Origin of the sequence: Variovorax xiamenensis (genome assembly GCF_050916385.1) — a bacterium.
Classification (GTDB): domain Bacteria; phylum Pseudomonadota; class Gammaproteobacteria; order Burkholderiales; family Burkholderiaceae_C; genus Variovorax.
This window is the reverse complement of sequence record NZ_CP139038.1, coordinates 2,604,147-2,622,658: the sequence shown is the minus strand read 5'-3', so window position 1 is coordinate 2,622,658 and position 18,512 is coordinate 2,604,147. Positions and strand designations below refer to the sequence as shown.

16 protein-coding genes are annotated in these 18,512 nt (G+C 64.9%); 6 read left to right on the top strand and 10 right to left on the bottom strand.

Going from position 1 to position 18,512, the window contains the following annotated elements; genetic code table 11:
• Window positions 1-263: 263 nt before the first annotated feature.
• From SFB74_RS11620 to SFB74_RS11595, 6 genes are all read right to left on the bottom strand, one after another.
• Window positions 264-1,880, bottom strand: a complete 1,617-nt coding sequence (locus SFB74_RS11620; protein WP_432730971.1) for a TIGR04141 family sporadically distributed protein — start codon at window positions 1,878-1,880, stop codon at window positions 264-266.
• Window positions 1,881-2,009: 129 nt separating this feature from the next.
• Window positions 2,010-3,113 carry a hypothetical protein gene (locus SFB74_RS11615; RefSeq protein WP_432730970.1) on the bottom strand — a complete coding sequence of 368 codons (1,104 nt, stop codon included), beginning with the start codon at window positions 3,111-3,113 and terminating at the stop codon, window positions 2,010-2,012.
• A gap of 51 nt (window positions 3,114-3,164) precedes the next feature.
• Window positions 3,165-3,935: a hypothetical protein gene (locus SFB74_RS11610; protein ID WP_432730969.1), complete on the bottom strand. Its 771-nt coding sequence runs from the start codon at window positions 3,933-3,935 to the stop codon at window positions 3,165-3,167.
• A gap of 98 nt (window positions 3,936-4,033) precedes the next feature.
• Entirely contained in the window at window positions 4,034-4,327 is a 294-nt protein-coding gene (locus SFB74_RS11605) for a hypothetical protein (protein ID WP_432730968.1), read from the bottom strand.
• A gap of 402 nt (window positions 4,328-4,729) precedes the next feature.
• A complete protein-coding gene (locus SFB74_RS11600) occupies window positions 4,730-5,260 on the bottom strand; it encodes a hypothetical protein (protein ID WP_432730967.1) in 531 nt (176 codons plus the stop codon).
• A 30-nt stretch (window positions 5,261-5,290) separates the two neighbouring features.
• The gene (locus SFB74_RS11595) at window positions 5,291-6,205 is read right to left on the bottom strand and encodes a protein NO VEIN domain-containing protein (RefSeq protein WP_432730966.1); all 915 of its coding nucleotides are present in this window, start codon (window positions 6,203-6,205) and stop codon (window positions 5,291-5,293) included.
• Window positions 6,206-6,301: 96 nt separating this feature from the next.
• Here SFB74_RS11595 and SFB74_RS11590 point away from each other — a divergent pair, with 96 nt between their 5' ends.
• The 3 genes from SFB74_RS11590 to SFB74_RS11580 all read left to right on the top strand — a co-directional run bounded on the left by SFB74_RS11590 (window position 6,302) and on the right by SFB74_RS11580 (window position 10,093).
• Complete coding sequence (locus SFB74_RS11590) at window positions 6,302-6,862, top strand: hypothetical protein (protein WP_432730965.1); 561 nt, start codon at window positions 6,302-6,304, stop codon at window positions 6,860-6,862.
• The gene (locus tag SFB74_RS11585; protein WP_432730964.1) at window positions 6,859-8,091 is read left to right on the top strand and encodes a PrsW family intramembrane metalloprotease; all 1,233 of its coding nucleotides are present in this window, start codon (window positions 6,859-6,861) and stop codon (window positions 8,089-8,091) included. The genes SFB74_RS11590 and SFB74_RS11585 overlap by 4 nt, the downstream gene beginning before the upstream one ends.
• A gap of 97 nt (window positions 8,092-8,188) precedes the next feature.
• A complete protein-coding gene (locus SFB74_RS11580) occupies window positions 8,189-10,093 on the top strand; it encodes an ATP-binding protein (protein ID WP_432730963.1) in 1,905 nt (634 codons plus the stop codon).
• Here the strand turns inward: SFB74_RS11580 and SFB74_RS11575 are convergent.
• Together SFB74_RS11575 and acpA are read right to left on the bottom strand one after the other, a co-directional pair.
• Window positions 10,054-10,866 carry a DUF1266 domain-containing protein gene (locus SFB74_RS11575; protein ID WP_432730962.1) on the bottom strand — a complete coding sequence of 271 codons (813 nt, stop codon included), beginning with the start codon at window positions 10,864-10,866 and terminating at the stop codon, window positions 10,054-10,056. The genes SFB74_RS11580 and SFB74_RS11575 overlap by 40 nt on opposite strands.
• Before the next feature lie 216 nt (window positions 10,867-11,082).
• Window positions 11,083-13,218, bottom strand: coding sequence for an acid phosphatase (gene acpA / locus SFB74_RS11570; protein ID WP_432731920.1), 2,136 nt, complete (start codon window positions 13,216-13,218; stop codon window positions 11,083-11,085).
• A gap of 312 nt (window positions 13,219-13,530) precedes the next feature.
• Between acpA and SFB74_RS11565 the strand changes: the two genes are divergently transcribed.
• The 3 genes from SFB74_RS11565 to SFB74_RS11555 all read left to right on the top strand — a co-directional run bounded on the left by SFB74_RS11565 (window position 13,531) and on the right by SFB74_RS11555 (window position 16,475).
• Window positions 13,531-14,871 (top strand): cytochrome-c peroxidase, encoded by a 1,341-nt coding sequence (locus tag SFB74_RS11565; protein ID WP_432730961.1) that lies wholly within the window; start codon window positions 13,531-13,533, stop codon window positions 14,869-14,871.
• Between the two features lie 132 nt (window positions 14,872-15,003).
• Window positions 15,004-15,573: a PadR family transcriptional regulator gene (locus SFB74_RS11560; RefSeq protein WP_432730960.1), complete on the top strand. Its 570-nt coding sequence runs from the start codon at window positions 15,004-15,006 to the stop codon at window positions 15,571-15,573.
• Between the two features lie 56 nt (window positions 15,574-15,629).
• A complete protein-coding gene (locus SFB74_RS11555; RefSeq protein WP_432730959.1) occupies window positions 15,630-16,475 on the top strand; it encodes a siderophore-interacting protein in 846 nt (281 codons plus the stop codon).
• Window positions 16,476-16,494: 19 nt separating this feature from the next.
• Here the strand turns inward: SFB74_RS11555 and SFB74_RS11550 are convergent, their stop codons facing one another.
• The gene (locus tag SFB74_RS11550) at window positions 16,495-18,027 is read right to left on the bottom strand and encodes a DHA2 family efflux MFS transporter permease subunit (RefSeq protein WP_432730958.1); all 1,533 of its coding nucleotides are present in this window, start codon (window positions 18,025-18,027) and stop codon (window positions 16,495-16,497) included.
• Window positions 18,024-18,503 (bottom strand): MarR family winged helix-turn-helix transcriptional regulator, encoded by a 480-nt coding sequence (locus SFB74_RS11545; RefSeq protein ID WP_432730957.1) that lies wholly within the window; start codon window positions 18,501-18,503, stop codon window positions 18,024-18,026. Before SFB74_RS11545 ends, SFB74_RS11550 begins: the two co-directional genes overlap by 4 nt.
• Window positions 18,504-18,512: the final 9 nt, after the last annotated feature.

Here is an 18,512-nt window from a genome sequence, read left to right as displayed (position 1 = left end):
CAGGAACGCCGCAGCAGCTACGCTCGTCGCGGTTTATTGCATCTTTCGGCCGTCGTACTTCTTTGCTCTTCTCTTGCTGCCTTCTGCTAGCTGCAATCACACAGCATCCAGCACCAACAAGAACTTCACTTTTTTGAGCTGTCGAACCCCCTCAGGCGTGGGATGCAATTCGGTGGCCCATTGATCCTTCACCAAAGCACCTGTCGTCTTACGCTCAACTAGCTTTCCCAATCCGGGCTCTACCGCCTGCACAGACTTCTTGATTAAGGGATCAAACGCGGTGTCGTTGGCGCGCCAGAAATCGACACCCGGAATCCACGTTGGGTGAGGTTTTCGAAAGCTTTCGATAGGTTGACCTTGCTGAAAAACGGCAAGTTCTGCTTGAGCGTCGCACTGCCCTCGCCCAGGATAAGGAAAACAATCTCATAGTCGGCGCTCCTGAGGATGTCCAAGGGCACAAGATCACGTGCGGCTGGATTTACCCCGCGCAGCACCGTTCGCGCCTTTTTGCGGAACGCCTTGTCACCAAGCATGATTTCAGCGGCCACTCCGCCCTGAGCAAAGAGATGGCTCAGTCCAGCCGATCCACCCTTGCGATGCTTTACGTGCACCAATTGCTTAGCAGGAGTCAGGAGGTCGCAGAGTTCTATGGGCGATGTGGATCTGTCGGTCCTGACGAGCTTCTTGTCCAGCAGGAAATATCCATGCGTCGCGGCCGCTCGAATGTTGTAGTCGCCCTCGGACTCAATTTTCGATTTACCCCCTTCTTCCCAAACTTCAACTGCTGGGAATGTAAGGGTAGATATCTGGACCAGGTTCAATATCTCGGCGATACGGCCAATGAATGTTGCATCAACCTCGTACCACTTTCCATCGAAGATGATCTTCGTTTTGTCGCCGTCGACGATCTCGAAGTAGATACAGCGATACACGGAGTGTTCGGTAATGTTGCCATCGACGTCGTGAACAAAAAGCCGGTCGCGCTTTAAGCCCTCGATGGTTAGACGCGCCAAATCAGGAATGGTGTCGAAGTAGTCGGCCGAATCGATAACGGGACGCACACCGTCCTTATTCCGTGTAAAGCTAAAGCCTAGGATCGTGTCCCATGCGCCGATCTCTGGCAGCGTGACCATGATTCCAGGATTACGCACAGAGACAGCTTGGACCAACTCCGCGTTCAGCGCATTGATTGAGGCATCGTCCTTGACCTTGCGGACGTTGTCCACCCACGAGAAGGACGTCTTGTAGTCGTCGTTGGTGTAGTAGCCTTTGACGCTGCGGGCCAATGTAGGGAAATCCGCAGCTTCCATGTCGGCACCAAAAGAGAACATCGCGTCTCCACCGGCGATGTGCATAAGGCCAACTCCGCGCTTGGGGACACCCGTCACGGCGCGAAGAACGTCCCGTAGGATGTCGATGCCGAACACCCCTACCTCCGAGTCGCGAGCAGCCTGAGATTTCTTCTGAACAGGCTGGTCTTCTAGGGTATGCAAATCGACGCTGCGCAGTGACTTGTCGTCGAGCGTGTTGAGCGCTGTACGGAGGCCAAAGTCCTGAACAAAAAGCGACTGCTCGATTAGATACCGGCCATAGCCAAAGGCAAAAGCAAAGATGTCGCCATCCACTCGAAGCAGCAGCACCGCAGAACTCGATTGATTTGCGAGACCCAGTATGACGTGGCCCGCAACCTCGTCGAGCACAGAACCCCAGCTAGGCCTCTTCTCCGCGCTTCGCCGCACGTAAAGGGCCCCATCGATACCCAAGGCATCTGCCGTTGAGTAAGTGTCCACTGGTGCGTCAGCGAGCAGGTTCTCAAAAGTTTGGCCTTCGCCTAATGGCTTTGCCATAAAAATATTCAGGCGGCGGTAGCTCTTTGCCATCTCATTTTCCTAAACTAGTGCATTGTCGACCGACAGCGGAGAATTTTCTTGGCTTAGTGAACTACCCGCTACGCCACCAAAGAGATAGTCACGGCAAATCATTTGAAATCTCAATGAGTCGCGCGCCGTTCAATCAACCGCGTAGTCACCAGGAGACGCAGCCGTCGCATTCGGCGCCAACCGAAATACGCATTCCACATACGGCCGAACCTCCATCCACTCCGCTTGACGGTCATAAAACTGTGCAAGCACTCTTCCTACGTCCACCGCGCTTGGTGCTCCGGAAGCCCAGTGAATCGAGAACGCAGCACGAACGTCCGCATCAGAGTGCTTGTCCGCATCTTGATGGCTGTAGGAGTGGAACTCTTTGATACGCCCTGGTGCCGCGTAGTCGCTTGCGACACCGGAACACTTAGCCCCCTTCGTCACTTGCTCTCGTTCGACATGCGCACGAGAGAACGAATCCTGAACCGTATGCAAGAGGCTCCCGAATGCAACGGCTCCCAAATATGCCGGCTTGCGGATGTTCGGATTTCCTAGAGCAAAGAGGTCTTGCACGCTCCAGCCATTCATCCCGAAGACATCGCGAATACCAGTCACGTCCTGATTCGCAACGATGGCGTCAGAGGGAATCTTCTTCGTCGCGACCTTCCACGTGAACTCGGCCCACATCATGATGCGGCTGTAGGTGACATCCGGTGGCTCACCATCGACTGAGCCCATCGCGTGAAGGAACTGCATATCCCCGAAATGAGACCGCACGAGCAGCGGAGCAGTTTTGGCATTCAGCACTTCGCCGCGAGCAGCCCTCTTCTTGCCGTCATAGAACACTCGCCCCCAGCACTCCGGTTGGACAACAAGGCGCACCGTGTCTCCGGCTTTGCATCCTCCGTACTTGCCAAATGAAGACTCGAACCTGAATGGCGGGTCGTCATTCCAACGTACCCCGGCGAGCACATAGGCCTGTGCCGGATCCCAATCAGGGTCCGCGCAAATGTCGGCGTCTCCATCGCAATCTAGTGACCGGTTCGCAATCTCTTCATGAACCGGACTGCCAAACTTTCGAACGCCCAAGTCCGTAAGCTTGCTCAACAACCTATCTCCGGTCGGCTGACCCTTTCGCGCAAGCTTCTTCTCGAAAGAAGTTCCGTCTGGCGACAACTCGAAAGCGAATGACGTCCAAGGAATCAGCGTGAGTACCACTGCGGCTGCACTTGTCGCGGTCCAATGCATCTTCCGACCTCCGTAGTTCTTCGGATTTCTCTTGTAGGGCCTTGCCGGCCGCTACCAAACAACGTCCAACGCCGGCAAGAACTTCCGCTCCGCAAGCCGCTGAAACCCATCTGGAGTGGGATGTAGCTCGTTAGCCCACTGACGCACCGTCAATGTGCCCGCCGTCTTCAATGCAACGATCTTTCCCAGGCCGGGCTCTGCCGCTAACGCACCCTGGGCTTTGCCGAACGCAGCTACTAGATCTGCGAAGAGGTCCTTGCGCAGAGAGACAGGAACGCTGCATTTCTCCATCGGCACCTTGAGCCAGTCGGCAGGCCCAAAGACCCCCTCTCCCGTCGCGTACGCATCGTCGTAGTTGTGGAGCACAACAGCGGCGGTCGGGCTGTATGTTCTGAAGAGTTTGATGAGCCTTCGGTAGTGCCCGATGATCTTGTCCAACGCCATGGACGGCTGACCATCGGAGTAGCAGGCTGGAACCGACTGGCAGGCCGAGCAGTTGGCCTTGATCAGCTTCGGGAAGTTCGTCTGGCCCACGATGTCGTTCCCGCCACCGCTAAGCAGAAGAGCCTTCACAAGAGGGCCTCTTGCGTACATGTCGAAGGTGGTCTTGATGGAGTCGGCGTACTTGCCCTTCCATTCCGACGCCTCGGAGCCGTTGTAGCCGGCAACGACGATCGACTGCAGCGGGCGGCTTCCCGCAATCTCGCCGAGTAGGTTGTCGAACGGATACCAGAACCAGGAATCGCCCACAGCAAGCGTCGTGGGCGATGCGCCTCTCATCAGGGCATCTTGGTGCCCGTAGAACAAGTTTGGGATCGGCATGGGAACCCTCCTCGGCGCGACATTAGCGGAGAGGAAAGTTCTAGAGCATCCCTTTTTTGTGGGATGCCCCGGGGTCGTCAGCCGATCCCGGCCTGCCCCTACCCCTTGCTACTCGCCTCCAACAACATCTCCGCCTCCCGAGCCAGATCAGAGGCAATCCAGAGCATGTGATCCCGATGCTTCTCCCCCGCCTCCTCGAACCACCCGTTGCCGTCGCCATAACAGCACCAAAGCAGCGAGTTCAGCTGCGCTAGTTTGATTTCGAGTAGTTCCCTTGCCTCGTCGGGCGTCGGGGTGGGCGCCGTGGGCTTGGTGGTGGTGCCGCGCGTGGTGTTGCTGCTGCGGCGGGAAGATTTGGGCGTGGGACGCCCGGCCATAATTCGCTTAGCCATTTGGTGTGCTTCCTTTCCAAAGTACTGCACGTCATGTGGTCAGACGGTCAGGGTGTTTGCGCGCCCTGGCCGTCGCCTTTTGTGCCTCACGTTCGCACCAGTGCAGCGAGGAGCACCGGCAACCCGCCGTGAGGTAGGCGGTTCATCAGTTCACTTGGTCAGCTGTTGGGGAGAGCTCCTTTCACGATCAGTGTTCGTCGCCCACAAGAAGGGGCGTCTTGCGGCAGGGGCATTCACTGTAGAGAAGGGAAAGCCGCGCGAGAGAAAAGAATTCGTCGAGGATTTCTCGAATCGATGAGATATCTGCCGGGGCGATGCGGCGAGACACAAAGCTATGACAGTTAGGGGCTGCTGCTCACTGAAGTGACGCAGTTCGACGCGACAGCTTCGCTTGGTCGACAGTCACTGATTGCCGAACAGCAGGCGATCTGGTTCGGCCGCCCGAGTTAGCCGATGCAGAAGCATTCCGCCGACTTTCAGGCACGACAGGCGCCACCATGCGCCGTTGGGCTCTGAATAGAAGTTGACATGCTCTTCATCGGGAGCTTTTCCGAGGTCTGGCGTGGGGAAGCGTGCCGGAACGTCATGCAACCCCAGTGGAGTCATGTAGCGCCTGATCAACCACACAGTTCGATAGTAGTCAGAGATGGTCATCTCATCGGCATCAGGAACCGAATGCGGACCAGCCAACTTCCTGCGATGCTCCTCCGCTCCCTCCGGCATGAGGCCTGTCTCGATAAATGCGTAGAGGCCACTCCAAGGCTCCGGCTCGGGCCACGCGTTTCGATAGCGGTCGCGGTCTTGTGAGTCCAGCGCCAGGAAGAAGGCGCTCCACTTGACCCAGTAGTCTTCGCCCCACCCCATGCGCCAGCCAATGCTTCCCCAGGGGATATGGGGAAACTCGACCCAGAGAGGCTTCATGGCGATGGGCAACAGTGCGGCCTAGGGCCGCTCACTGTTCAATCAAGCCGGATCAAACCCCGGCGCCGAACTGATCTCCGTCGGCTTGTAGATCTTGTGCTGCGCCACCCCGCTCCCCGCATCGGTCACCACCAGCAGGCGCCACAGCGGCTCGCGCTTGGAGCAGTCGCTTTCTTCCTTGCTGAGCTTGAAGCTGGGCACGCCGGGCGCGGTGCCCTTGACGGTCACGCGCAGCAGGGTCTGGCCCTTGGCGTTGGACACTTCGAGGTCGAAGCCCTTGCCGGTCATGTTCTCGGCCTTGTAGCCGTAGCCGGTGAAGTGCTTCACCACGTATTCGAGGGCGGCGGCCTGCACGGCCTCGGGCGTGGCCTTGGCGTCGTCCGCGGCCTTGGACGCGGCGGAGAGTTTCTGCGGCACGTTGCCGCGTTCGCGGGCGGCCTGCACTTCGGCTTCGCTGGGCACCCAGCCGCGCGGGCCGCGCACGAGCACGGCGAGTTTCTGGTCGGGCTCCCAGCTGGCGACGTGCCATTCGTCGTCGTCGCGCACGCGGGTGGACACCTTGGCGTCCTTGTTGCTTTCCACTTCGAGGATGGCGATGCGGTTGGTCTGCACCACGGCGCGGAAGCCGTTGCCGGCGTCATAGCTGCGCTTGAGCAGCGCGAGGCGGTCCTTGGCGCGCTGCACCTGCTGGGCGCTGCGCTCGCCGCCGCCGGCGCGGTGGTGAACGTCGAGCGACTCGAGGTAGAACCAGCGCCCGTTGGCCGCCAGGTTCACCCATTCGGCCCAGATGGTGGCGATGACGTTGTCGCCGGTGGCCAGCCATGCGTGCTCGAATGGCTTGTCGCGCGCGTCGAACACACCCATCTTGGCGACGATTTCCACCGGCGTGAGCCGAGGGCCCGAGAGCCGCATCTCGTCGATCACAGTGAGTACGCGGGGGTCGACTTCCTTGTCCATTCAGCGGAATTCTGGTGAGTTTGAGGGGGTGGGGAGTATGCCGCATCGACCGGCGCGGCCGCTCGGCGGCGGGCAATCGTATGGCACGATCAAAGGATGAACGAGCCCTCACGCCGCATACCGTACCGCACCTGGCCGGGGGCGCTGGCGGTGCTCCTTGCCATTGCTGCCTACGTGGGCGGCCTCGGCTTCTGGGACCGCCACACGCCGGGCAACCGCCCGCTGAAGCCCGGACAGACGGTCGAGGCGGGCCAGGCGAGGTTCGTGCCGGCCGAGGGGTGGGAAATGGACGTTTCGCGCTCCAAGGCGGGCCAGTCGCTGATGCTGTTCAAGGGCGGCCACAAGTTCCTCGTGACAACCTTCCCGTGGGCGGGCGGGCCCGACGGCCCGCTGGTGCGCCAGCAGCGGCTGATGGAGCGCGGCCAGCGTCTGCAGATCGACGGCGACGTGTCGGACTTCATCACTTCCTGGGGCCTGCAGGGCAAGACTTTCGCGTACTACAGCTCGAAGCTGGCGGGCCGGTTCTGGCAGGTGGTCGACGTGCGGCGCAAGTCGCTGGTGCAGATCGACTTCTGGGGCGCCGACGACGGCATGGACGAGGCGCTGACCGAGGCGCGCTCGATGCTCGACTCGATGGACTTGGAGGCCGAGCAATGAACCCGCCGGTGTTCGACCAGGGCGATCAAGGCGGCCAGAGAGGCTCAAGCGGCCAGCAGGTGACCGAAGTGGCCGGCTGGCCGGTAGGCACCGACTCGTTCTTCCAGCCTCGGCGCGTGGCGTTCTGGGTGCTGGCGGCACTGATATTGAACGGCCTGTTCTACACGGGCTACATGTTCTGGCTGGGCGTGCGCGTGGTGCCGGTCACGGCCTTTCTGGGGCTGACGGTGTGGGGCATCTACACGCTGCTTTTCGTGCAGGCCTTCCGCATGCTCGACCTGCTGGAGCAGCACTCGACCGAGGCCTATGTGCTGGCCTTCGCGTGGGGCGGCATGGGCGCCGTCTACTTTGCAGCGCCGGCGAACGTGGCCATCCAGAGCCTGTGCGCGAAGCTGGTGTCGCCGGAGTTCGTGGCCACATGGGGGCCGGCGGTCGCGGGGCCGATCACCGAGGAGTTCCTGAAGCTCGCGGGCGTCATCCTGATGGTGCTGGTGGCGCGCAACCAGTTCCAGACGTATCTCTCGGTGCTGATCGTCGGCGCGATGGTGGGGCTGGGCTTCCAGGTGGTGGAGAACCTGAGCTACACGGTCAAGTCGGCGGTGCACTTTCCGCTGGAGAACCAGGTCTACCCGGTGCTGCTCAACCTGTTCACGCGCGGGCTGCTGAGCGGGCTGTGGAGCCATGCGGCCTACACGACGATCGCCTCGTTCGGCGTTGCGTGGTTCCTGCTGCATCCGCAGCGGCCGAAGGCGGTGCGCATCGCGGTGGCGGTGCTGTGCTTCGTGCTCGCATGGGCGATGCACTTCATCTGGAACTCGCCCTTTCTCGAAGACCTGTTCGACGGCGGCTACGGAGAGATGGCCGTCATGCTGGTGATCAAGGGCCTGCCCGCGATCATCGTGACCGCCCTCTTCTGGCAGGTTGCGGCGCGCGAGAACGGTACGTACCTGCACGCGCTGGCGGCCTGGTTCGTGCCGGAGCGCGACCTGATCCGCGACGACGAATGGGTGCGGCTGGGCGCGCCGATGCAGCGCTACAAGGTACGCCGCGAAATGGGCTGGACGTATGGCTGGCGCGCAAGGCGCCTGAAGACGCATCTGCAGCGCGAGCAGCTGCGGCTGATCCGCAAGGCCGCGACCTACGGGCGGGGGCCGCAGACGCTGAAGCACGAGCTGGCGGTGAGGCGCCTGCGAGCCAAGCTGGACCCGATCATCGAGGCCAGGGCCTGAGCGTTGCTTTCTCGCGAGGACGGGCAATTCCTGCCCCGAATTGTGAAAAAAGATTGCTAAAGTCGTACGCGTCATGCGACGACAACAACAAAAAGAAATGCTCGGACTGCGCCTGCTGGTACTGCTCGTGCTCGCAGTACTGGGCGCCGGCTGGGGGTTCTCCGCCCGAGCCGTCACGGTGGTCGAGCAGGCGCAACTCACGCTGACGCTGCATGGCAACCACCCCTCGGCCCAGCCGCCCGAGCCGCACGCGGTGCAGCTTCCCTACAACTGGGACCAGCGGCAAGGCGCGATCGACGGCGAGGCGATGTTCGCGTTCGACGTTCCCGTCACCGATCCGAACGTGCCGCGCGCACTCTTCGTGCCGCGCATCGGCAACAGCTTTCGGGTGCTGGTGAACGGGCAGGAGCTGGCGCGCTTCGGCACCTTTCCGCCCGGGCCCTATGACGACGCCTCCTTCACGCCGCAGTACTTCGCGCTGCCGGCGGCGGGAACGGCAACGGTGCAGCGGGTGGAGATCGTCATCGGGGCGCAGGCCGCGCGCCAGGGCGGGCTGTCGCCGGTGGTGGCGGGCACGGAGGCCGACATACGGCCGCTGTACGAGAGCGCCCTCTTCTGGCAGATCAGCGGCGGGCGCTTCATCGCCATCGTGAGCGGCGTGCTGGGGGCGCTGTCGCTGCTGGTGTGGCTGCGGCAGCGCGAATCGGTGTACCTCTATTACGGGCTGGGCGAGCTGCTCTGGTCGGTGCAGACGGCGCGGGTGCTGTTCACGCATGCGCCGCTGCCCTGGCCGTGGTGGGGCGTGGTGCCGCTGGCGGCGTTCCAGGCGGCGGTGCCGCTCTTGTGCCGCTTCGCGCTGGCGGTGGTGGGCAAGGGCGACACGCGGCTTGCGCGCTTCCTGGGCCTGCTGGCGCTGCTGGCGCCCGTCACGGCTGCGATCGGCATCACGGTGCCGCTGCTGTGGCTGATGCCGGCATGGCAGATCCTCTTCTTCCTGGCCGGGCTGGCGATGGTGGTGGTGGTCGTGCGGGTGGCGGTGCGCAGCTCCGTGCTGGAGCATCGCGTGCTGGGCGTGGCGGTGGTGCTGGTGGTGCTGAGCGCCGCGCGCGACAACTGGGTGATGCGCACCTCGCCCGAAGCCTATGCGGTGGTGCCGTGGATCCGCTTTGCCTGGGTGGGCTTCGCAATCTCGCTGGCCTGGGTGATCGCCGAGCGCATGCGCAAGGACGTGCGCGCCATGGCGCAAATGAATGCCTCGCTGGAAGCCGAACTGGCCGAGCGCAATGCGGCGCTCGAAGCCGTCTTCACGCGCGAACGCGAAGGCGAAAAAGCACGCGGCGCACTCGAAGAACGCCAGCGCCTCACGCAGGACCTGCACGACGGCCTCGGCGGCCAACTGGTCGGCCTGCTGCAGATGGCGCAGCAGCCCGGCGCCGCCATGGGCGACGTTGCGCTGCATCTGCGGGACGCGGTGGACCAGCTCAAGCTCACGGTGGACGCCATGCACGGCTGCGAAGGCGACGTGGCTTCCGCGCTGGGCAGCGTGCGCTACCGCCTCGGGCCGCGCCTTCAGGCGGCCGGCATCGACCTGCAGTGGGACGTGGATTCGCTGCCGACGATGACGGGCTGGAGCGCACGCGAATCGCACCAGCTGCAGATGCTGCTGTTCGAGGCCTTCGGCAACCTGATGGCGCATGCGCAGGCGACGCAGGCCAGCCTGGGCGCGAGGCTGGTGGAAGGTTCGGCGGAGCCTGCCATCGAGATCGAGCTGCGCGACAACGGCCGGGGCTTCGACACGCAGGCCGCGTTCGCGGGCAAGGGGCTGGCGAACATGCGCACGCGCGCCGGCGCGCTGGGAGGCACGCTCACCGTGCGCTCGCAGCCGGGGGAAACCAGCCTGCGGCTGCACCTGCCCGTGCCGGCATCGGCGACAACGGCAGGCGAGCCCGGCGCCGGGGTGGATCAGCTGCCGATGCTTCCGGCGAACGGCACGCTGCGATAAGGGCTGCGCGCCTCGCTCAGCAGCATGCGGTTGGTGCGAAGCAGGTGCTCTTCGCGCGCGTCGGAGTACTTCCAGATCAGGCCGCCCGCGATGTACGCCGCGCTCACCTGCGACCAATCGGTGTATGCCGCGCGCATCTGCTTCGCAAGCCCGCCGGCAAAGCCCGCGAATTCCGCGCGCTCGATGTAGCCCAACTGCACCGCCCAGCGCGACAGGCTGGCCAAGCGCACTGCGTCCCATGCGACGAGGTTGGAGATCTGGCCGGGCGCAGCCTTGAAATGCTTGCGCAACGCATCGACCCAGCTCCTGCTGCCCGCCATCAGCTGGCCGAGCTCCGCCATCGACTTGCCGCTTTGCGCTGCGAGCTCGCGGTAGTCCAGGCTCTTGCGCGCCTTGATCTGGAAGAACGAGGGAAAGAAGGCGTCCATGACCATGCGCAGGACGGCGGGCGTTTCCTGCGTCGCCGTATCGACCGCGGCGACTGCTTTCCACACGGGGCCATAGGCCGAGCGCTGGCCCTCCTCGACGAGCCACCGGGCGGTCTGCTCGAAGCTGGCGCGGTCGTGCACGCTCCAGATATCGGCGATGCCTTCGCGCAGCACGTCGTCGTCCTTGCCGGTGGCCACCGCATTCACGAAGTCGCCGTTGAAGGCGGACAGCGGCGCACTCAGCGTGACCAGCCACTGCTCTTCACCCGCGAGCACGTCGGCGGTGTCGAAGTGAAGCTCCTGGTTGTCCATCAGCGCGTGGCCGAGCGCATCCATCATTCCCATGGAAATCCCTGTGATTGAAAACAGAAGGGCTACGCGGCCGGCAAGCGGGTGCCGGCCTGGCGCGATACGCGCGCCGCAGCACGAAAAGGGACCGATGCTACACAGGCGCGCGGGCCCGGATTCTGATGAATTCTTCACTCCTGCCGCGGCGTCAGCCGGAATGAAAAAGGGAGGCGGGCTCCACGCCCGCCTCCCCTTTTTCTGGAGCAATGCCGCTCAGGACTTCGAGAAGTCGAGCGCGCCGGTCAGGTCGCCCATGGGGTGGCTGCCGTTCTTCACGAGCGCGGCGTCGCGGTCGACAAGGCCCTGCAGCGGCGTGAGCGACCAGCGGTGCGTGATGAAGCGCAGCGTGGAGGCGGTGTCGTACTGGGTCTTGTCGACGAAGCCCTTCTTCGCGAACGGCGAGATGATGAGCGCCGGAATGCGCGTGCCGGGGCCCCAGCGGTCGCCCTTCGGCACGGTGGCGTGGTCGTAGAAGCCGCCGTTTTCGTCGTAGGTAACGACCACGAGCATGTTCTTCCACTGCGGGCTGGCCTGCAGCTTGGCGATGACGTCGGCGATGTGCGCGTCGCCATCGGCCACGCTGGCGTAGCCGGCGTGCTGGTTGAGGTTGCCCTGCGGCTTGTAGAAGCTCACGGCGGGCAGCGTGCCGGCGGACACGTCCTTCAGGAAGTCGGCGTCGAAGTCCTTCAGGTGGGCGGCGCGTGCGTCGGGGTGGGCGCTCGGGTCGAAGGCCGCGTAGTAGTTGAAGGGCTGGTGGTGGAACTGGAAGTTCGGCGTCTGCGCAGCCGGCGGCACGGCGGCCGGGAACTGGCGGTTGCCCGTCGCGATGGCGGTGGTGTCCTTCCACGCGCCGCCGTACCAGGCCCAGCTCAGGCCCTTGGCGGTGAGCAGGTCGCCGATGGTGGTCTGCGTCTGCGGCGGCAGCGTGGTGGCCTTGGTTGTGTCGGCGAACAGCTTGGTCGTGTCGGCGCTTGCAGGCGCGTTGCCGCTGGGCTGGTACGGCGGCTGCATGGTGTTCACGGCGTAGAAGTTGCCGGCGGCATCCTTCGGCGTGATCGTGCTGTCGTTGAGGTACGTGGGCGCGCCGTTGAGCACCGAGGTCGGCGCGTTGGCGGCGGGCGTGAGGCGCACGAAGTTGCCGCTGGAGTCGGTGTCGATGGCCGAGATGGAAGCCTTGGCGGGCGAGGTGCTGGCATCGGCGTTCGGGTACAGCGGCGCGCAGGCGCACACGAGGTACTGGTGGTTCAGGAACGAACCGCCGAAGGCGCCCATGAAGAAGTTGTCGGCGAGCGTGAAGCTCTTGGCCACCTGCCAGAGCTTCATCTTCGAGCCGTCGTAGTAGCCCATGCTGAGGCCGCCAGCGTCGGAGTAGGCGGTGAACTTGTCGTTCTTGCCGCCGTCGATCTGCATCTGGTTGTTGTAGAAGCGATGGACGAGGTCGCGCGAGATGATGGTCTGGTCGATCTTGGTGCCGGTGTTGAAGAAGCCTGCGTCGGCGTCGATCTGGAACATCTTGTTGGGCATGCCCACGGTCTGCTGCTGCGTGATCGTGGTGGTCTGGCCGGAAGCGGTGACACCGCCCCACACCGGCGGCAGCGTCGGCAGCGTCGAGCCGTCGAAGTCCTTCTGCGGCTCGGGCGTGCTGGTCGACGAGGTCGGGTTCACGCCCGGAATGCCGTTGGCGCCGGGGAAGAGGCCGTAGAGGTTGTCGAAGCCGCGGTTTTCGGCGTAGATGACGACGACGTTGGTGATCTTGTCGAGCGCGAAGCGGTTGCGCAGCGCGGCGACGACGTCTCCGCCCGGGCCGGCTTCGGCCACTGCCTCGGCGATGCGCTCGATGGACTGGTCGATCTCGTTCTGCAGCGCGGTCCTGATGGCCGAATCGGTCACCTTGTTGTGGTCCGCCAGGAGCTGGGCTTCGGGCACGCCGAGGCGCGTGGCCAGGGCCGTGCGTGCGGCGGCGAGGTTGCCGCCGTTGCCGTCCATCAGCGCGACGAGCTCAGTGCTGATGGCGTTCACCACGCCATTGGCGGCCGACGGTGCGCGAAACACCAGCGGTTGGGTGACGGCGGTTTCCGTGTTGGTGGCCGGGTCGAAGCGCTTGCTGGAGGTGCCGATCTCGGCCACCACGGCACCCTGGCCCGAGAGTGTGAAGGCGCCGTTGGCGTCGGTGGTGGTGCTCACCTCGCCGCTGTCGCAGCGACCGTTGTTGTTCGCGTCGATGCAGACCTTGGCATTGCGGTAATAGCTGCCGGTGACGACGCCAGAGGTCGTGGTCGCGGTGCTGCCGCCGGAGGGGAACCCGAAGAAGCCCGGGCCACTGTCGCTGCCGCCGCAGGCAGCGACCATCGCCGCTGCCGCAATGGCCGTCGGCCAGGGGCTCAGGTGGCGTACCAGTTTGCGTCCGCGAGAGGACGCCTTCTCGCTAGGTTGGGAGGGGGTCATCATGTGTGGAGTTATGAGATTTGGATGAACCCGACCGGCGGCCGGGCGGCGTGATGCTCTGCCCGGCCCATGACAGCCACGTTGCAATTCTTCGTACATCGGGCTTGCTAATTCAGGGCTAAGAAATCTCCCCAGGGTTGTCACGCGGCCGACATATGCGAGACAGACCCTCTCGGGTTGCCCTGCGGGCCCGCCTGTTTTTCTTCCCGTTTTCACGTGCTTGCGACGTCGCCCCTCCTCCATCGCCGCCCGGCCCTGCTGGCCACGGCATTGCTGCTTTGCGGCCTGCTGGCGGCATGCGGACGGGACCCCGAGCTGTCGTCGCCGACACCCCCTGCGGCGCCGCAGGCAGCACCGACGCCTGCGCCTCCCGCACCGCCGGCCTACGTCGGCGCCACCTACGCGCCCGTGCCCGGCAGGCCGCAGCCCAGCGCCGCGCAGCTCACCGAGATCGGCCGGCGCATCTTCTTCGACAGCAGCCTCTCGGCATCGGGCAGGGCCTCGTGCGCGAGCTGCCACGATCCGCAGCATGCGTGGGGGCCGCCCAATGCGCTGTCGGTGCAGCTCGGCGGCGCCGACGGCAGACAGGAAGGCCCGCGCGCCGCGCCGTCGCTGCGCTACCTGCAGACGCTCATCGCCTTCACCGAACATCACCACGACAACGACGGCGACGACAGCATCGACGCCGGCCCGACCGGCGGCCACATGTGGGACGGCCGCGCGGGCTCCGCGCACGAGCAGGCGGCCATGCCGCTGCTCTCGCCCGCAGAGATGGCCAACGCGTCGGAAGAAGACGTGGTCGCCAAGCTCGCGCGCGCGCCCTATGCCGGCGACATGCGCCAGGCCTTCGGCGAAGACGTGTTCGACAGCCCGAAGGCGGCCTTCAAGGCGGCGGGCCTTGCGCTGGAGGTGTTCCAGCAGTCGCCGAAAGACTTCTATCCGTTCACCAGCAAGTACGACGCGGTGCTGCGCGGCCAGGCGAAGCTCAGCGTGGCCGAGGCGCGCGGAATGCGGCTCTTCAATGACGAGGACAAGGGCAACTGCGCTTCGTGCCACATCAGCCAGCGCACGCAGGACGGGGCGTTTCCGCTCTTCACCGACTTCGGCCTGATCGCGCTCGCCGTGCCGCGCAACCGCAAGCTGAAGGCGAATGCCGATCCCGGGTTTCATGACCTCGGCCTGTGCGGCCCCTACCGCACGGACATGAAGGACCACCCCGAGTACTGCGGCCTGTTCCGTACGCCCACGCTACGCAACGTGGCGGTGCGGCAGAGCTTCTTCCACAACGGCGTCTTTCATTCGCTCGAAGACGCCATCCGCTTCTATGCGCAGCGCGACACCTCGCCGCAGCGCTGGTATGCGCGCTCGGCAAAGGGCATCGTGCAGCAGTACGACGACCTGCCGCAGCAGTACCACGCCAACATCAACACCGATGCACCCTTCGGCCAGAAGCGTGGCGACAAGCCGGCGCTGACCGAGGCGGAGATCCGCGACGTGGCTGCGTTCCTGCGCACGCTGACGGACGCGGACCAGAAGAACGTGCCGGCGGCACGCTAGCAAACAGAACCCACGGCGCAACGCAGACGCGGCGGGCTGCCCATGCGGCGAACCGCCCGGCCGGGTATCGGTTTGACTTTATTTTAGATATATCTAAAATAATTCCGACATACCTCAAGAAGGATCCCCACCATGAGACATTTCCACTTCGGCCATCACCACTGCCGCACCGCCCGCGGCGAGCATGAAGACGGTCTTTCCGGCGGCCGCGGACACCGCGGCGGGCGTGGCGGCGGCGGGCGCGTATTCGGCCATGGCGGCCTGCGCTTCGTGCTGCTGCAGCTCATTGCCGACAAGCCCTCGCACGGCTACGAACTCATCAAGGCCATCGAAGACCGCCTCGGCGGCAGCTACGCGCCCAGCCCCGGCGTGGTCTACCCCACGCTCACGCTGCTCGAGGAAATGGGCTACCTCAGCGTCGAAGCCGCAGACGGCGGCCGCAAGAGCTACAGCATCACGGCCAGCGGCCGCGAGTTCCTCGAAGCCAACCGCGAGATGGCCGACGCCATGATGGCCCGCATGAGTGGCGGCGTCGACGGCGCAGGCCCGCGCGGCGGACGCCCGCCTCAAGTCACGCGCGCCATAGAGAACCTCAAGATGGCCATGCGCATGCGCCTGACGGGCGCGCCCCTCACCGAGCAGCAGGCGCACGAATTCGCCGCGGTGCTCGACGCCGCGGCCCAGCAGATCGAAAGGATCTGAGGGGCCGGCGGCAACACGAATCCCAACCAACCCTGTCTCGCAACAGGATTTCCGCAATGACTGACTTCAGTACATCACCATCGTCCGCAGCGCCCGCCGCACCCGATCGCACGCCCCGCCGGGTGCGTCACGATCTGCGCTTTCGCCGGCTGACGGTGAAGACCGTGCAGCGCGTGACGCCGCACCTGATCCGCGTCACGCTCACGGGCGACGACCTCGCCGGCTTCAACAGCCCCGGCTTCGACGACCACGCGAAGATCTTCTTTCCCGACGCCGCCACCGGCAAGCTGAGCCTGCCCGCCATGGGCCCCGAAGGCCCCGTCTGGCCCGAAGGCCGCCCCACCATGCGCGACTACACGCCGCGCCGCCACGACGCGAAGGCCGGCACGCTCGAGATCGACTTCGCGCTGCATGAAGCCGGCCCCGCCACGCAATGGGCCGAGCAGGCCAGGCCCGGCGACATCCTCGGCGTGGGCGGCCCGCGCGGCTCGTTCATCGTGCCGACCGAATTCGACTGGCACCTGCTGATCGGCGACGACACCGCCCTGCCCGCCATCTCGCGGCGCCTTGCCGAATTGCCGGCCGGCGCGCGCGTGGTGGTGCTGGCCGAGGTCGACAGCGAAGCCGACGAGCTCCCGTTCGACACCCAGGCCGAACTCACCCTGAAATGGGCGCACCGCCGCGGCACCGAGCCGGGCCAGAGCCCCGTGCTGCTCGAAACGCTGAAAGCGATGCAGTTGCCGGCCGGCGATTTCCATACGTGGGTGGGCTGCGAATCGGCCATCGCCAAGGCGCTGCGCGCGCACCTGGTGGGCGAGCGCGGCGCGAACCCGAAATGGACACGGGCCTCGGGCTACTGGCGCCGCGGCGCGGCGGCCACGCACGATTCGCACGACGAATAAGCCGTGCTTCGTTCCCGGCTCAGTGCGGCACTTCGGCTGGGCCCGAAGCCACCGCGCTGCGCCGGGGGCTGCGGATCAGCAGCAGCAGCGGAATCGCCAGCACCGTGATGATCATCATGATGGCGAAGTCGTCGAGGTAGCCGATCAGCGCACCTTGCCGCGTCACCTCGGCGTTGAGCAGCGCGAGCCCCGTGGCCGTGTCGGGAGACATCATCTGCGGCAGGGTCGACAGCGCCGCGTTGCCCGGCGCCACGGTCGCCGCAATCTGCGCATGCGCCTTGCTCGAGCCTTCGGTCAGGAGCGCCTGCACGATCGAGATGCCCACGCTGCTGCCGATGTTGCGCAGCAGGCTGAAGATCGGCGTGCCCTGGTTGCGCAGCCTCGGTGCCAATGTGGCGAAGGTGGCGGTTGAAAGCGGCACGAAGGTGAAGCCGATGCCCAGCCCCTGGATGAAGCCCGAGACCACGATCAGCGTGCTGTCCATCTGCAGCGTGAGCCGCGTCATCTGGTAGAGCGAGAACGCCGTGAGGCCGAAGCCCAGCGCCATGATCGCGCGCACGTCGATGCGCTGCACCAGCCGCCCGACGATGATCATCGCGATCATCGTTCCCACGCCGCGCGGCGCCGTCACCTCGCCGGTGTAGATCACCGGGTAGCCCATCAGGCCCTGCAGGAAGTTGGGCAAGAGCGCCATCGTCGCGAACAGGATCATGCCGACGATGAACGCGAACAGCAGGCCGGTGACGAAGTTGCGGTCCTTCAGCAGGTCGCGGTCGAAGAAAGATACGCCCTGCACCGTCCATGTGTGGACCACGAAGAAGCAGAAGGCCACCAGCGCGGCCGCGGCTTCGAGCTTGATCTCCCACGACTCGAACCAGTCGAGCTGCTCGCCCCGGTCGAGAAAGAGCTGCAGCATGCCGATGGCGATGCTCAGCGTGACGAAACCGAAGATGTCGAGCCGCTCGCCCTGCGGCCGGCTTTCGGGCAGGTAGCGCGCGATGCCCCAGAAGGCGAAGACGCCCACCGGCAGGTTGATGAAGAAGACCCAGCGCCAGTCGAAGTTCTCGGTGAGCCAGCCGCCCAGCAGCGGCCCGAGGATGGGCCCGACCATGATGCCCGCGCCCCAGATGGCCATGGCCTGGCCGACCTTCTCGCGCGGGTTGATGTCCAGCAGCACAGCCTGCGACAACGGCACCAGCGCCGCGCCGAAGATGCCCTGCAGCAGCCGCGCCGCCACGATGCCGACCAGCGAGGTCGCCAGCCCGCACAGCGCCGAGGCCACGGTGAAGCCGATCACCGAGATGATGAACACGCGCCTGCGCCCCCAGTGCCCGCACAGCCAGCCCGTGAGCGGCAGCGCGATGGCCGAGGCCACGATGTACGAGGTCAGCACCCAGGTGATCTGGTCCTGCGAGGCCTGCAGGCTGCCCTGCATGTGCGGCAGGGCCACGTTGGCGATGGTGGTGTCCAGCGCCTGCATGATGGTCGCCAGCATGATCGAGATGGTGATCATGCCGCGATGCGGCACGGTGGTTCCGGGCGCGACGCTCATGATGGCTTGCGGCCGCCGGGCGAGGTGATCTCCACGAGGCTGCCGTGCACCCTGGCGAGCAGGCCCAGCAGCTGGGCGCGCTCGGCCTGCGACAGCACCGACATCACGCGGGCGTTGAGCCCGTCGCTGATGCCGAGCGCGCTGTCGAGCGCTTTCTCGGCGCTGGGCTCCAGATGGATCTTGTTGACGCGGCGATCGGTGGGACTGGGCTCGCGGCGTATCCAGCCGGCAGCCGCCATGCGGTCGCACAGGCCGGCCACGGCCATCGGGGTCAGGTCCAGCCGCTGCGCGAGCTCGGCCTGAGAGAGCGGCTCGACCTCGTCGGGGCCTCCGTGCATGGCCAGCACGCCGAGCAGGCGGCACTGGGCGCTGGTGAGTCCGATGCGCTCGCGCGCGAGGCGGTCGAACTCCTCGCCGTAGAGCTTGCCCACGCTCTTGACGAGAAAGCCGAAGCGCTGGGTGAAGTCCCTTTTCATAAGGGACTT